This window comes from Citrobacter sp. Ce129 (genome assembly GCF_030334545.1).
GTDB classification, from domain to species: domain Bacteria; phylum Pseudomonadota; class Gammaproteobacteria; order Enterobacterales; family Enterobacteriaceae; genus Citrobacter; species Citrobacter europaeus.
In genome coordinates, this window is record NZ_JAOWDS010000062.1 from 74,078 (window position 1) to 88,061 (window position 13,984).

Sequence of the window (13,984 nt, forward strand, 5' to 3'; positions counted from 1 at the left end):
CAGCGTTGCCATCCGGCAATTCTATATCTTATTCTTCAGTCGTTTTCTCAACAGGCTGTGGGCTGTTTTTCAGCGGATCGGCCAGCGCCGACAGCGAACCGCCGGACAAACCAATTTCATTTAACAGCGAGTCAATCAGCGGCGCTTGTGTACGATAGGCAAGAGCTGCGGATAATGCTTGCTCCGCCAGATTCCCACCGTTTACGTTACCTGCGGTCACTTCACCGACTGCACCGCCGCGATTGAGACCATCAACCTGAATAATCTTGATCCCATCGATAGACTTCATTGGCTCAACGGATTTCTCAATGACTGCTGGCAGGGACTGCAACAGGGCCAGCTTAAATTTCAGACTGGTCTGTTCGTCGGAAAGCACGTTGATGGCATCGTTCAGCGCGCGTTGTGCTTCTGCTTCCGCCAGACCTTTTTTCCGCGTGGCTTCAGCCAGTTCAACAATCGCGGCGGCCTGCAATTCTGCCGCTTCTTTCTCCGCTTTCGCACGTACGGTTAGCTCAACGGCCTGTGTTTCCGCATCCTGCGCGGCGGCAATCAACGCCACCTGTTTGGCACGATCCGCTTCTGCAGTCTGACGGGTGGTTTCTACGTTTTGCTGGGCGCGAACCGCTTCGGCCAGCGCATCGTTAGCGCGTGCTTCAGCCTGAGACTGCTGTTCGGACTTGGCGGCAATAGCGATGGACTTGGTCTGGTTGGCGATCTCCGTTGCCTGCTGCTGTTCGATCTCTTTGATGCGAACTTCACGCTCGGCCTCGACTTTTCTTGAACGCACCGCCTGTTCGCGCTCGATTTCTGTTTCCTGAATCTGGCGTTCAGCTAGGATACGCGTCTGTTCAGCTTCACGATGACGTTCGGCTTCAAAGGCGGCAATTTTGGCATTTTGCTCGGCCGTGCGGGTTTTCACCTGCTGTTCCTGCTCGAGCGTCATGAAGGCTTCCTGCTGTTCGATCTCCAGCTTGCGCGACAGCGCATCACGGTTTTTCTCTCGAACGGCAACTTCTACGTCCTGCTCGACTTCGTTACGTTCGCGACGACGACGTTCCGTTTCCTGGGTCAGCTTGGTCAGACCCTCGGCATCAAAGGCGTTATTGGGGTTGAAATGGATTTTTTCGGTCTGGTTAAAGTTGGTGAGTGAAACGCTCTCCAGTTCCAGGCCGTTTTTGGACAGGTCTTCCGCGACGGTATTTTGTACGCCCTGAACGAAGTTTTCACGCGTATCCTGCAGTTCATGCATGGTCATCTGCGACGCAGTGGCACGCAGGGCATCGACAAACTTATCTTCTATTAGCACACGTAAATCCTCTGGCGACAGCGTTCGCTGTCCCAGCGTCTGTGCGGCGGTAGCAATCCCTTCCACAGACGGTTTTACACGCACGAAAAAGGCGACGACGACATCCACGCGCATACGGTCTTTGGTGATGAGACTGTCGACAGTTGAACGGCTCACCTCAAGTTTGAGGGTGTTCATGTTGATAGGAATAATTTCGTGGAAGATAGGCATGACAATTGCGCCGCCGCTCATCACCACTTTTTGCCCGCCAAGGCCGGTACGCACAAACGCCTGTTCAGCAGACGCGCGGCGATACAGGCGGGCAAAAATAATCCCGATAATTACTAAGACGATCACCGCGACAATGGCGGTAAACATCCATGAAGGTAACATGCCTAAAACATCATCCATCTATAAGGTCCCTCTGTATAAAATTATAAAACAGTCGGCCAGGGGTTTAGCTCGGCCAGGTAACGCGTTGCAGAGAGTCGGCAAATAATCAGCACCTTGTCTCCTTTTTTGAATTCTTTGCCCGCTTCAGGCTCCAGCAGCACATAGTGGGTCTGCCCAAACTTGTCGGTAAATTTGCCTTCGCATGGGGTTCCGGCACTCGCAGAATGGCCGGTAATAATTGCCATGCTGCCGATAAACTCATCTTCAGCGAGGGCGGTGGTTTCATCCCGTGGCAACCAGGGGGCGATAATTTTCCCGCTGTAATGCACGGCGAAGACCGCAAAAATAAAGCTCACCGGCGCGAGCAGCAGATTGCTGAGCGGTGCTTGCCACAGCGTGACCCAGCCATGCTGAAGGAGGATACCGAAGAGTCCAAAGAAGCCTGCGAGTAAGCACAGTACGATCAGCGCCGGGATCCGCCCGATATTGAGATAGTGAAGCGCCTGGCCGATATTGCCGGAGGTCAGGGCATCGTAATGTTCGAGGTGAGCATCAAGCGCACCTGAAAGAAAATGGCCAAAAATCAGAGAGATGATTTCCAGTAGGCCAATCAGCAGTACAAATGAAATAGCAAACAGGTAGGGGTTGTTGTAATCCGTGAATAATACCAAGTTGTTTCCTCCTGTTACTGCGTTCCCTGTCAGTATCAAAAGTAATGGTTTTACCCCTTACTTTTACATGTCGTTACAATAACATGCGTCACCCTGACCTTAAATCCGAAAAGGGGGTCATCCCCCTCTTAGATTTCGTAGGAAACTGTGAAGCAGGCGGTTTTTTTGCGCACAATATGTACAGAATAACTTCGTATCCAGGGAAATACTGAAATTAGAAAAAGCATATGGCCTTAGCAGATATTCAATAACTGGAGGGTATGCTCATGAACAGCAATATGTATTCAATGAACAATTTCGATTTCCTGGCCCGTAGTTTTGCCAGGATGCAGGCTGAGGGCCATCCCGTTGATATCCAGGCGATAACTGGGAACATGGATGAAGAACATCGTAGCTGGTTTTGCAAACGCTATGCGCTGTACTGCCAGCAGGCTACAGAGGCCAGGAAGCTAGAACTGGAACACTAACAGAAAAACGGGCCTTGCGGCCCGTTGTCGTTTTACTCTTGCGGATCGACTGGCGGGATCGCGGGGGCTGGCTTAACTTCTGCTGTTTTTTCACGCGACTCCAGCTCAGTCAGACGTTGCTCAAGCAGCGCCAGTTTTTCACGGGTACGCAGCAAAACCTGAGTCTGTACATCAAACTCTTCACGGCTTACCAGATCCAGACGGGTTAGCTGTGACTGCAGCGTTTGACGAATTTTCTTCTCGACGTCTTCGCCAAACTCGCGGATCCCTTTCGGCATCGACTCGTGAACCTGACGAGCAATCTGCTCAATTTTTTTCGGGTCAATCATTGTGGTTTCCCTGAACTGGTACGTGTTGCTGCCTATTGTAGTGCGAACTGGCACAGGCATAAACCAGAATTGTGTGAAGCTAAGACGAGCAAAGGCGTTGATGAAGGTAATCAATAGCGTTATAGTTAACCCGCTTATTCTCAGGGCGGGGCGAAATTCCCCACCGGCGGTAAATCAACGAATGTTGAAAGCCCGCGAGCGCTTTTTGTTACGGCAAAAAGGTCAGCAGATCCGGTGTAATTCCGGGGCCGACGGTTAGAGTCCGGATGGGAGAGAGTAACGATCCAGTCGGGCATGGACCCGCTCACGTTATTTTTTTGCCGCTTAGACGGTACTCCTAAGACTGCCCTGATTCTGGTAACCATAATTTTAGTGAGGTTTTTTTACCATGAATCAGACGCTACTTTCCTCTTTTGGTACGCCTTTCGAACGTGTTGAACATGCGCTGTCTGCGCTGCGTGAAGGACGCGGTGTAATGGTGCTTGACGACGAAGATCGTGAAAACGAAGGCGATATGATTTTCCCGGCAGAAACCATGACCGTTGAACAGATGGCGCTGACCATCCGCCACGGCAGCGGTATTGTATGCCTGTGCATCACTGAAGACCGACGCAAACAGCTCGATCTGCCAATGATGGTGGAAAATAACACCAGCGCCTACGGTACCGGTTTTACCGTGACCATTGAAGCAGCAGAGGGCGTGACCACCGGTGTTTCCGCTGCGGACCGTGTGACTACGGTGCGTGCGGCAATTAAGGATGGCGCCAAACCTTCCGATCTTAACCGTCCGGGGCACGTTTTCCCGCTGCGTGCTCAGGCAGGCGGTGTGTTGACCCGCGGTGGTCATACTGAAGCAACCATCGACCTGATGACGCTGGCAGGGTTTAAACCGGCAGGCGTGCTGTGCGAACTGACCAACGACGATGGCACCATGGCGCGTGCGCCAGAATGCATCGAATTTGCCGGCAAGCATAATATGGCGGTGGTTACTATCGAAGATCTGGTGGCCTACCGTCAGGCGCATGAGCGCAAAGCCAGCTAATCGCAAGACGAACGGGTAAAACGCAAAAAGCCGATGCAATGTCATCGGCTTTTTTGCGCTTAGTTGTAGTTAATTTTAAATAATACCACCGTTTCGAAAGGGCCGGTCTTTACGGTATCGCCAGTCACCTGACTTAATTCAGCCTGATAACTTTTCTCTCTGGTCAGTAATTCTGTATCGAATTCGGCATACTCAGAGTAGGCGTTATAGGTTGAGAGCGTATTATCTTCCGTATTGCGTATTTTTAATTGTAAACCATTGCCGATTCTTAAGGATGTGTCATTTTCTGCCAATTCTTCTGTGGTATAGAATGATGATGAAACCTTAAACGTATCGGTACATCCACTGTCAGAATTCAGATTCTTGGTTGTTTTAATCGAGAACGCTTTTGTCAGCGTTTTGGCGTTAATCTCCATATTATTGAAGGTACCAAAATCAATAGTCTGATTTTCCGGGAAAATATTGAATTTAACGCTACAGTCCAGCACGCGAATTTGATCTAAGCCGGTGACGTGATATTTCAGGTTCGAGGCATCCGGGCTGACGTTAATCCCACCAACACCATCAAACTGCACCAGAATATAATCACCGATGCTACTGGCGTAGTCGTGGGGGGGCATCGAAATCACTTTTACGTACAGGCGCATGCGGGCAATGAACGTTCTTGAATAGTGCGTATCTTCTGCATTACCTGAACAGAGATAATGTTCCCAACCGCTGGCTTTGATTTGCGCGGCGGTATAGATCTTAAGCTTCTGATTATCAATGCACTGATGTGTATCAATACTCACTGCGCCTTGCGTGGCGTCATAATCAACGCCTTCATAGGTGACGCCCAGTTGATAATAGGTATCGTTGACTGAGGTGTAGGGGTTGACCCATGCGTAGACGTTTTCGCTGCTATAAGCATTTTCGGAGGTTGCGTTATCGCAGTAGACGGGGATTTTTATATCGTTGCTTTCCCAGATTTTGTCCCCGGGTTTGGCGTTGTTAGGGACTGCAAACGGCTCGATAGCGGTATAACCTTCAACAGGACCACCGGTGGCTCCCAGATAGCAGTGAACCGCCAGCGCTGAACGAAAAGGGAGCGCGATGAATATTAACAGCAGAAATAACCGTAGCGCGCGGATCATTTTCTGGCCTCCGGCACGATAAGATCGCATTGACCATGGCATTTCACGTTCAGCATGCGCAGTCCGCCATAATCATCCATATATCCTAGTGCGAACGCATTTCCGTTATAACCGCCGGCATTTAATGTGACAGAGGAAAAAGGGGCAATCATCTTACTGCTAAAGCCTGACAATTGGCTTTTGCTGTCTTTGCCAAAAAAAGCCAACGTAATGTAGTAGGCGGTAGGATTATTAACCAACAGCGTATTTCCCTGTTGGCTAACTTTGAGCTGAAGTTCAACTTCACTACCCGGCTTTTTCTTCAAAGCCGCTGGACGCCAGAATAATTTCAACTGGGATTGCAGCGCCATCTGCACGATGGCATTGTTGCCTTTATTTTCTGGTGCAGGTGGAATTTCCCGAACATTAAAATAAAACAGTGATTCCCGATCCTGAGGAAGCGAGCGTGCTTTATCTTGCTTAACAATTCTCACCTGCGAAATTGCCCCAGGGTTTAACCGCTGTATTGGGGGGAGGGCGACTAAAAAAGAGTCATCCTTATTACCTTTTTCATCTTCAATCCACGAGTAAGCCAGATAAGGTAACTGCTTGCTCTGGTTTTCAATTTTCAGACTGCTGGCCTTATCGTTGCCGTTGAAGATAATCCGCGTTCTATCAGGCTGAATTGCCGCCTGGCTGGTGAGCGATAAGGCGAGTAATACAATTGGTAATCCTTTGAATAATGCCATTTTTCATCCTTAATTAATGACAAGGTAAAATCAGGTACTGGGTGGAGATATCCAGCGCGTCTGGCAAAGTGATGGTGCAAGTCTGTTTGTCACCCCACATCACCGTAAACTGCTGTCCACTGTCGACGCCGCCAAGCCAGGCATGACCATCTTCGCTGACCATTCCTACTTCTGCGTTGTTTTCAATTTGACGTACGATCGCGCCGAGTGGCGGGAAGTCGCCATTTTCCATTCTGATAGCGACGGTAATATTTTTGCCTGAGCGTGATACCAGTGACTTGTAGCCAATGGCGCCTTCGGTCCAGGTCTGGCGGGTGATCGTTTCATCAACGGTAACGCCGTCAGGCAGATCGTTCATATTGACGGCGATGGTTGAGGGCTGATAACTGGAAATCATCGGCACAACGGCATAGCCAAAATGGTTTGTACGGTTGCTGTCGCCCTGCACAGGAATGTCGGCAACGCCGTCGGCCCCGACCATGACTCTGGGTTCATTGCCAAAGCTGCGGCGATGTAACGCGATGCCGTTGCCCGTCGCGGTCATTGAGCCGTTCCAGCTGGCGCTGGCAGAGGTGTAGTCGCTGGCGGCATAGCTTCCGGAGAACTGCAGTTCTCCGGCAGGGGTGGTATGTTGGTAATTTCCCCTGAACTGCGCGCCGTTGTTCGGCCTGTCAGTCGCGGTTCCTGCTGATACGCCCCAGGTGTTGTGTGGATCGGAGGAGTCATTCCACGAGAGAGTATTGGTAGTGTTGCTGCTATTACGCATGTCGTAATTCAACCGTCGACCATAGTCGAAAGGAACGGAGAGCGAAACGTAAACCTGCTTGTCGTTATCACTCTCCTCGTAGTGCGTTGTACTGAAGGATGTCGACAGCGATAAGCCTTTCCAGTCACCGAGATCGAAATTAAAACCGGCGGTCACCGACGCGGTAGTGGAGCTGTCACCATCCCACCATTGCTGGCGCAGTGCGCTGACGTACAGGTTCATCCGCAGCGGATCGATCGGCTGGTTGAAAGAGATGCTTACGGTCTGCTTTTCGTCCTGAGTATCCGCATTATTGAATTGATGGGCGACAAAGTTGGCATAGCTATGAAATTCGCGCTCGGAGAAACGATATGCCGCGAGTGAAACCTGACTGTTGGTCGCATCAAAGCGTTTACTGTAGTTCAGTCGATAGCTGAGGCCACTTTCTTCATGGCCGTCATCGAAGGTACTGCTGGAATGCGTAACATCCAAGGAAACGGCCCCCAGCCACAGCATGTTCTGCCCAATTCCTAACGCCGCAGAGCGGTAATCGCTGCCTGCCGCGAGGATCCCGCCATACAGCGAGGTATTGGATAACATGCCCCATGAGGCTTCGCCGCTGACGAAGGTATCATCAATTACGTGATGCGAGATGTCCGGGCGGGCACGACCCGCCGCGATTTTATAACGGACCTGTCCTTCACGAGTCAGAAAAGGCGTGGAGGCGGCAGAAACCTGAAACGTGTTGGTGCGGCCATCTTCTTCGGTGATTTTTACGTCCAGCGTTCCCTGTACGGATTGATTAAGATCGGTAATGACAAAGGGGCCTGGGGCCACTTTTGTTTGATAAATCACGCGACCGGAGTGGCTAACGGTGACGGTGGCATTGGTTTGCGCGATCCCGCTGATTTGTGGGGCGTAGCCACGTAATTCCCATGGCAGCATACGGTCGTCGCTCGCCATAGCCGCGCCATTATAAGAAAAGCCATCAAAGATATTGGAGCTTAAATCTGTCTCTCCCAGAGTGAGTTTGGCGCCCAGCGAAGGGAGAGGACGAAAAAGATAGGTGCGTGAAATACTCCGCGTTGTTTCGGTGCTTTCGTCGCTGCGGTTTTGGCTGACCTGATAATCGCTACGTAAGCGCCATGCGCCCATGTTCAGGCCCGCGGTGCCATAGGAGTTTAGGTTTTCTGTACTTCCACCTGCGTTGGGGCGGTAGGTGCTGGCAAACAGGTTGTAGTCGAACAGCAGACCGTTCACGCCGTGATCCCAGGTTGAGGGCGGCATCCAGCTTTCTGATTTCCAGGCCAATAGCGACTGAGGAATACTGATATCCAGACGTTGATTCGCCATATCTAAGGTAAAGGTAATATCAGAGTATTCAGTAAAATCGACGCACTCGTGCTGTACAGGCAGTGAACCTAAAATCTTTTCTTTTAATCCCAACTGCCCGGCGAGTTCAGATGGAATACAGGCGGCGACGCTCTCCCCCTGTTTTTCCCAGCTTATCTGGCGGCCTGAGGAGATTTGATTTTTATTTACGGCAACGGTAACAAAATAGCTTCCGGGAGCTATTGCGGAATCTTCTTTCAGCAAAGAGAGATCCACACTGTTGCGCATGGATTTATCCAGTACGTTCAGGTTGAATTCGACAGCCTGAGCGGAAAATGACAACAGCAACCCACATCCACAGGCCGCAATCTTGCAGGTATTCATGGCAATCCTTACCTATACCCAGTCGATGCAAGTGTTAGATGGTGGCCATCCGGCCACCATTGCGTGCTTACTTATAGGTAAGTCTGTAGGTTGCCGTTGCGGCGACGGCGCCCACGGTGACATCCGTTGCGCCCACTTTTTGCATATAGGCCATAAAGGGCAGAATTTGGGTCGCAGAACCTGCGCTTAAATCAATGGTCTTTGCGGTACCCAGAGTAATATTGGCACTCGTTTTATCGAGCAAACGTACACCAACATTCTGCGCGCCGCTGGCGAAAGTGTTGCTTAGCAGGCTGGTGTCTTCCGTTGTAACGCTGTCGCTGTTGAAGGTGACATCGACTTTGCTCACGGCTACGCCGCTACCGTTGTCTGAGTTTGGCAGGTCACAGTTGATTAAATGCAGGCTGGAATCTACCGCATCAGAATGCCCGTTAGCATTAATGTAGGAGGCAGGTACTTCACCCAGTTCGACCTGCTTATCAATATCTTCAGGCAGAATAGCGCATGGGGCATTGATGATAGTACCGGTGAAGGTGATTTTGCCGCTACCGCCATCAACATCGGCGAAGGCATAGCTGGAGGTTAGTGCGGTGATGGCCAGTGCTAACAGCGCCTTATTTGCTGATTTCATATACATTCCTTTAGTGATGAAAATATCCTTGATATACAAGTTAAGGCACGAGGCCTTTTAAAAAATTATATCATCAGATATTCCCAGAATGTTCGTGCTCGTACTGAATTCAGAATTTGACGCGCTACCAATTAAATAATCATATATAATATAAATATTATATTTGCTTTGGTATTAAGAAACGGAATGTGTGATGGTTTATTATGTTTTCTTGTATTAAGGGCAGAAAGACATTTTTTTAAAAATGTGAGTTGGATGCACTATGTTTCTGAAAATCAGAATATATCAATATGGAAAAATTATCGTTGATGTTGGGGGAATATATCTGTGAAATGTTTTTAACTCGAAGAAGCACTAACAGTTGAATTGTATAGCTATTGTGAGAAAAACAGAAGTCTGATTACAGACCTCTGCCTTGGTTTACTCTGCAGTTTGTTTGGCTTTGACCACTTCCCACTTCCCACTCCCCAGTCAGCGCTCATAACCAATAGCAACAATCTGGTTGCAGGTTATTCGTTCGCAAATACCATTTTTATCATGTTCTTATAATGTCGATGAAATCAAAACTATATTGATGAAACTAATTTGATGATAGGCGCATTAATTTTGACAGAGTGTATTATTTCACGTGCTAATATTCTTATATATTTGGATGGTATGTGTACCCTGGTTTAAGGGTTTATTTATTATTTTGAAGTATAGGTTTATCAATATTGGTCTATTTTTTTGGAACGCCATTGGCTATTGGCATAGCTGCTGGTTTATATGATCGAAATCATATATTTGTTTGAGGAATATGCCACTATAGGAGTATGTCAGAATAAGGTTGTGTAAAATTTTAACGTTAAATGTTTAATGATGTTAAATTTTAAGGGTAAAAGAATGTTTATTGCCTGGTACTGGATTGTATTAATTGCACTCGTTGCGGTTGGTTATTATTGCCATATGAAGCGTTATTGTCGGGCATTCCGGCAAGATCGGGATGCATTACTCGAGGCGCGAAACAAACTCTTTCGTCATTCTGGCGAGGATAACAGCGCGGTTAAGGAACAGGAATAGTCCTTCACGTTCTGCTATGGATGAGCGGATGCTGTAAATTAGCAGGGTGGCATCCGCCCTATGAATTAGCCGATTCCCATGGACTGGAGGATGACGAGACTTAACCCCATCACCGTCATGCCGCAAAGTACCCCATAACTGGGATTATTATTCGGGTCGATCTCTTTTGCCAACGGCATGAGTTCATCGACGGACAGCGCCACCATAATACCTGCAACTGCCGCCATTATTGCCGCCATCACCACCGGTGAGATTAAGCTCCCCAGAATTAACCACGCCAGTACGCCGCCCAGTATTTCCGCCATGCCCGAGATCCCGGCCCAGAATATCGCCGTACGTTTGGAGCCTGTAGCGGCATAGACCGGACCCGCAACGGCTAATCCTTCAGGAATATTGTGTAATGCGACGGCAAGGGCAATACCAAAGCCCAGCTCGAGGTTGCTGCTGGCGGTAACAAACGTTGCGATCCCTTCCGGAAAGTTGTGCAGGCTGATGCCGAGCGTTAATAAAATTGCGGTTCGTTTAATAGAGCCGGGCAGAGGCTGCGTTGTTTTCTGTACCAGATCCTGAGGGTGCGCGTGCGGCAATAGACGGTCCAGGCCAAAGTAGCCCAGTAAGCCAACGATGAACATTCCGTAGCCTAATACCGGTGACATGCCTTCAGCGGCCAGCGCAGCTGGTAGCATCTCCATCAGTGAGATCAGTAACATAATCCCGGCGGCGAAGCCTAAAGAAAAGGCGAGAACGCGGTTGGAGGGCTTTTGCCCTAACACGCCGAGAAATGCGCCGATAAACGTGGCGGCACCTGCCAGTAAAGTCAGAAGTAAAGGTACTGACATCGACAAATAAAACTCCTTATCAATCTGCTTTGCGGATTAGATCGTCAAAATAACTGATGATCTTCATCATGGTTATCTGAGTTCTTCATCAACCGAATAAGCGTATTGTGGTGGTATCAAAATGACTCCCTCAGTAAGGATATCATCATGTCTTCAACTCGTATGCCAGCATTGTTTTTGGGCCATGGTAGCCCGATGAATGTTCTGGAAGATAACGTTTATACCCGTGCCTGGCAGCAACTGGGGGAAACGTTGCCGCGTCCGAAAGCCATTGTGGTGGTCTCGGCGCATTGGTTCACTCGTGGCACGGGCGTAACGGCCATGGAAGCGCCTAAAACGATCCACGATTTTGGCGGTTTTCCGCAAGCATTATATGACACCCATTACCCGGCTCCCGGTTCACCTGAACTGGCACAGCATCTGGTTGACCTGCTGGCACCGGTGCCCGTTACTTTAGATAAAGAGGCGTGGGGCTTTGATCACGGTTCATGGGGCGTGCTGATCAAGATGTACCCGAATGCGGATATTCCGATGGTGCAACTGAGCATTGACAGCACTAAACCCGCGGCCTGGCATTTTGAGATGGGTCGCAAGCTGGCGGCGCTGCGTGATGAGGGCATTATGCTGGTAGCCAGCGGTAACGTGGTACATAACTTGCGTACTGCGCGTTGGCACGGTGAAAACACGCCGTATCCATGGGCAACCTCATTCAATGATTATGTTAAGGCAAACCTGACATGGCAGGGACCGGTTGAACAGCACCCACTGGTGAACTATCTCGATCATGAAGGTGGATCGTTATCAAACCCGACGCCGGATCACTATCTGCCGCTGCTGTATGTACTCGGCGCGTGGGATGGCAAAGAGCCGGTGACTATTCCTGTTGATGGGATTGAGATGGGAAGTTTGAGCATGTTGTCGGTTCAGGTCGGATGAAGTATGCCCGCTGGCGCTACGCTTATCGGGCATTAAGTTCATGCTGAAGGCCGGGTAAGGCGGAGCCGCTACCCGGCACTCTCAATCATTCGACAAAAATATGCGGATAGAAACGCGAGAGATCCTGCGTGATCAACGCGCGGTCTTCGCGAATGCCGATACCCGCTGGTTGATCGTTGATCAGCCAGCTGCCGATCAGCATATAGCTGTCGCCAAACTTCGGTAGCTGATGGAACTGCTGGACGATCATACCTTCTTCACCGTACGGTCCTTCCACTGCTTCGATCGTTTTACCGTTTTCGATAATGGAAACGTTAGCGCCTTCACGCGAGAAGATCGGCTTGACGACGAATTTTTCCATCTGCGGATAGTCATCTTCGGCGAAATACGCAGGCAGCAGGTTCGGATGATCAGGGAACATTTCCCACAACAGAGGTAACAGCGCTTTGTTGGAGATGATGCTCTTCCAGGCTGGTTCCAGCCAGCGAACACCGGCATCTTCCAGCTTGGTGGAGAACATTTCACGCAGCATGAATTCCCACGGATACAGCTTGAACAGGTTAGCAATGACCTGATCCTGCATATCCGTGAACTGGCCTTTTTCACCAAGACCGATATCTTCGACATAGAGGAATTCAGTGGCGATTTCAGCTTCGGCAGCGCAATCCTGCAGATACTGGATCGTACCGCGATCTTCCACCGTATCGCGACAGCAGGTCAGATGTAGCAGTTGAAAACCATACTGCTCACGCAGCTCGGTGAAACGCTCGATCAGTTTTTCCTGCAAGCTATTGAACTGATCGCTGCCTTCCGGCAGATTGCCTGCATTGAGCTGATCTTCCAGCCAGATCCACTGGAAAAACGCGGCTTCGTACAGTGAGGTTGGCGTATCGGCGTTGTTTTCTAAAAGCTTAGGCTCACCCGTCCCGTCCCACGCCAGATCGAGGCGCGAGTAGAGCGACGGTTGCTGTGTCTGCCAGGACTGGCGGACAAAGCCCCAGGTATGCTTCGGAATGCGAAACTTCGTCATCAGCTCATCGCTGGCGATGACCCGTTCCACCACTTTGAGGCACATTTGATGCAGCTCTGCGGTGACCTCTTCCAGCTTTTCGACCTGAGCAAGCGTGAGCTTGTAGTACGCGTCTTCACACCAGTACGGCTCGCCGTACATCGTGTGAAAGTTGAAACCGTATTCGGTGGCTTTATCGCGCCAGTCCGGGCGCTCAACAATACTGACTCTTTCCATGACGGTCAGCCGCCCATTGAACGTGTGGTGGTACCGCTTGCGCTACGCTGCATGGTGCTCTGTTTAGCCACAGATTCGCCAAATCCACCGCGGGTTACGGTAGAGGTGGTGGCCGGTTTCGGCGCCAAGGCGGTTTTCGGTACGGTCATGGTGCGACCCGGCGTTGCTGCGCCGTAGTTTTTGCCGCCTGCATCCGTATATTTGCCGTATGCCGGGCTGGCCGGATTTTTCGAGCTGAACAGCGGCTGCTGAGCGCCCATACCGCCACCCATCATGCGGCCCATCATATAACCGGCCATCAGCGGCATCCAAAAGCTGCCGCTGCTTTGATTCTGCGCCTGAGCCTGACCTTCACCGGTCGGCGCCATACCTGCCTGTGCAGGTGCCTGCTGGCACTGGCCTTCGCCAAATTCAGCGATACAGTCTTCGCGAGTGGCGTATTTTGGCGCGGTGCGTTCAGCTTCTTTCAGCGCATTGTTAAACGCGGTGGTACATTCGGCGCTTTTACCCGGATTAGCTGCAGAGCAGTCGTCCGCGTTCTGATAAAGCGAAACCGTTTCGTCACTCTTTTCACAGCCCGCGAGCATAAACACAGCGGTAACTGCCAAAGCGACAGGAGTCAGGTGGCGTGCGCTCCAGCTTTTGCGGAACGAGGCGTGATGTATAGATTTTGTCCGTTTCATTTATGTCTTCCAGGACCCAGTGGTAACTCTGCTCAGAATAGAGGATGACTGGTCGAAATTGAAGCGGGAAGAGGCGAGAAT

14 protein-coding genes and 1 riboswitch are annotated in these 13,984 nt (G+C 50.3%); of the genes, 4 read left to right on the forward strand and 10 right to left on the reverse strand.

The genetic code is table 11. From position 1 onward, the window contains the following. Positions 1-28: 28 nt before the first annotated feature. Together OGV77_RS12335 and OGV77_RS12340 are read right to left on the reverse strand one after the other, a co-directional pair. On the reverse strand, positions 29-1,696 hold the full coding sequence (locus OGV77_RS12335; protein WP_043017652.1) for a flotillin family protein: 1,668 nt from the start codon (positions 1,694-1,696) through the stop codon (positions 29-31). Positions 1,697-1,719: 23 nt separating this feature from the next. Continuing rightward, entirely contained in the window at positions 1,720-2,349 is a 630-nt protein-coding gene (locus OGV77_RS12340) for an OB-fold-containig protein (protein WP_087051188.1), read from the reverse strand. A gap of 260 nt (positions 2,350-2,609) precedes the next feature. Between OGV77_RS12340 and glgS the strand changes: the two genes are divergently transcribed. Further along, on the forward strand, positions 2,610-2,816 hold the full coding sequence (glgS, locus tag OGV77_RS12345; RefSeq protein ID WP_019077704.1) for a cell surface composition regulator GlgS: 207 nt from the start codon (positions 2,610-2,612) through the stop codon (positions 2,814-2,816). Positions 2,817-2,848: 32 nt separating this feature from the next. On the opposite strand, the gene ubiK is transcribed toward glgS, so the two are convergent. Next, on the reverse strand, positions 2,849-3,145 hold the full coding sequence (gene ubiK / locus OGV77_RS12350; protein WP_032940759.1) for a ubiquinone biosynthesis accessory factor UbiK: 297 nt from the start codon (positions 3,143-3,145) through the stop codon (positions 2,849-2,851). A 132-nt stretch (positions 3,146-3,277) separates the two neighbouring features. Further along, positions 3,278-3,427: riboswitch (FMN riboswitch) on the forward strand. Between the two features lie 106 nt (positions 3,428-3,533). On the opposite strand from ubiK, the gene ribB reads away from it, so the two are divergent. Continuing rightward, entirely contained in the window at positions 3,534-4,187 is a 654-nt protein-coding gene (gene ribB / locus OGV77_RS12355; protein ID WP_003828424.1) for a 3,4-dihydroxy-2-butanone-4-phosphate synthase, read from the forward strand. 59 nt (positions 4,188-4,246) lie between these two features. On the opposite strand, the gene OGV77_RS12360 is transcribed toward ribB, so the two are convergent. The 4 genes from OGV77_RS12360 to OGV77_RS12375 form a co-directional block, all read right to left on the reverse strand. Next, positions 4,247-5,320 (reverse strand): fimbrial protein, encoded by a 1,074-nt coding sequence (locus tag OGV77_RS12360; RefSeq protein ID WP_043017650.1) that lies wholly within the window; start codon positions 5,318-5,320, stop codon positions 4,247-4,249. Continuing rightward, positions 5,317-6,048 (reverse strand): fimbrial biogenesis chaperone, encoded by a 732-nt coding sequence (locus tag OGV77_RS12365; protein WP_043017649.1) that lies wholly within the window; start codon positions 6,046-6,048, stop codon positions 5,317-5,319. Before OGV77_RS12365 ends, OGV77_RS12360 begins: the two co-directional genes overlap by 4 nt. 13 nt (positions 6,049-6,061) lie before the next feature. Further along, positions 6,062-8,509 (reverse strand): fimbria/pilus outer membrane usher protein, encoded by a 2,448-nt coding sequence (locus tag OGV77_RS12370; RefSeq protein ID WP_087051189.1) that lies wholly within the window; start codon positions 8,507-8,509, stop codon positions 6,062-6,064. Between the two features lie 67 nt (positions 8,510-8,576). Next, on the reverse strand, positions 8,577-9,140 hold the full coding sequence (locus tag OGV77_RS12375; RefSeq protein WP_080626083.1) for a fimbrial protein: 564 nt from the start codon (positions 9,138-9,140) through the stop codon (positions 8,577-8,579). 882 nt (positions 9,141-10,022) lie between these two features. Here OGV77_RS12375 and OGV77_RS12380 point away from each other — a divergent pair. Then, positions 10,023-10,199, forward strand: coding sequence for a hypothetical protein (locus OGV77_RS12380; RefSeq protein WP_072033368.1), 177 nt, complete (start codon positions 10,023-10,025; stop codon positions 10,197-10,199). 65 nt (positions 10,200-10,264) lie between these two features. Here the strand turns inward: OGV77_RS12380 and zupT are convergent, their stop codons facing one another. After that, positions 10,265-11,038 (reverse strand): zinc transporter ZupT, encoded by a 774-nt coding sequence (zupT, locus tag OGV77_RS12385; RefSeq protein WP_043017646.1) that lies wholly within the window; start codon positions 11,036-11,038, stop codon positions 10,265-10,267. A 147-nt stretch (positions 11,039-11,185) separates the two neighbouring features. Here zupT and ygiD point away from each other — a divergent pair, with 147 nt between their 5' ends. Continuing rightward, the gene (ygiD, locus tag OGV77_RS12390; RefSeq protein WP_043017645.1) at positions 11,186-11,974 is read left to right on the forward strand and encodes a 4,5-DOPA-extradiol-dioxygenase; all 789 of its coding nucleotides are present in this window, start codon (positions 11,186-11,188) and stop codon (positions 11,972-11,974) included. Between the two features lie 85 nt (positions 11,975-12,059). On the opposite strand, the gene OGV77_RS12395 is transcribed toward ygiD, so the two are convergent. Then, complete coding sequence (locus tag OGV77_RS12395) at positions 12,060-13,220, reverse strand: glutathionylspermidine synthase family protein (RefSeq protein ID WP_043017644.1); 1,161 nt, start codon at positions 13,218-13,220, stop codon at positions 12,060-12,062. A 5-nt stretch (positions 13,221-13,225) separates the two neighbouring features. Then, on the reverse strand, positions 13,226-13,903 hold the full coding sequence (locus OGV77_RS12400; RefSeq protein ID WP_286502712.1) for a DUF1190 family protein: 678 nt from the start codon (positions 13,901-13,903) through the stop codon (positions 13,226-13,228). Positions 13,904-13,984: the final 81 nt, after the last annotated feature.

Excerpts from the sequence above, each read along its gene's own strand:
- zupT (WP_043017646.1), bottom strand. The coding sequence starts at position 11,038 with ATGTCAGTACCTTTACTTCTGACTTTACTGGCAGGTGCCGCCACGTTT.
- ygiD (WP_043017645.1), top strand. The coding sequence starts at position 11,186 with ATGTCTTCAACTCGTATGCCAGCATTGTTTTTGGGCCATGGTAGCCCG.
- OGV77_RS12400 (WP_286502712.1), bottom strand. The coding sequence starts at position 13,903 with ATGAAACGGACAAAATCTATACATCACGCCTCGTTCCGCAAAAGCTGG.
- OGV77_RS12380 (WP_072033368.1), top strand. The coding sequence starts at position 10,023 with ATGTTTATTGCCTGGTACTGGATTGTATTAATTGCACTCGTTGCGGTT.
- OGV77_RS12395 (WP_043017644.1), bottom strand. The coding sequence starts at position 13,220 with ATGGAAAGAGTCAGTATTGTTGAGCGCCCGGACTGGCGCGATAAAGCC.
- OGV77_RS12365 (WP_043017649.1), bottom strand. The coding sequence starts at position 6,048 with ATGGCATTATTCAAAGGATTACCAATTGTATTACTCGCCTTATCGCTC.
- OGV77_RS12335 (WP_043017652.1), bottom strand. The coding sequence starts at position 1,696 with ATGGATGATGTTTTAGGCATGTTACCTTCATGGATGTTTACCGCCATT.
- OGV77_RS12360 (WP_043017650.1), bottom strand. The coding sequence starts at position 5,320 with ATGATCCGCGCGCTACGGTTATTTCTGCTGTTAATATTCATCGCGCTC.
- ubiK (WP_032940759.1), bottom strand. The coding sequence starts at position 3,145 with ATGATTGACCCGAAAAAAATTGAGCAGATTGCTCGTCAGGTTCACGAG.
- glgS (WP_019077704.1), top strand. The coding sequence starts at position 2,610 with ATGCTCATGAACAGCAATATGTATTCAATGAACAATTTCGATTTCCTG.
- OGV77_RS12375 (WP_080626083.1), bottom strand. The coding sequence starts at position 9,140 with ATGAAATCAGCAAATAAGGCGCTGTTAGCACTGGCCATCACCGCACTA.
- OGV77_RS12370 (WP_087051189.1), bottom strand. The coding sequence starts at position 8,509 with ATGAATACCTGCAAGATTGCGGCCTGTGGATGTGGGTTGCTGTTGTCA.
- ribB (WP_003828424.1), top strand. The coding sequence starts at position 3,534 with ATGAATCAGACGCTACTTTCCTCTTTTGGTACGCCTTTCGAACGTGTT.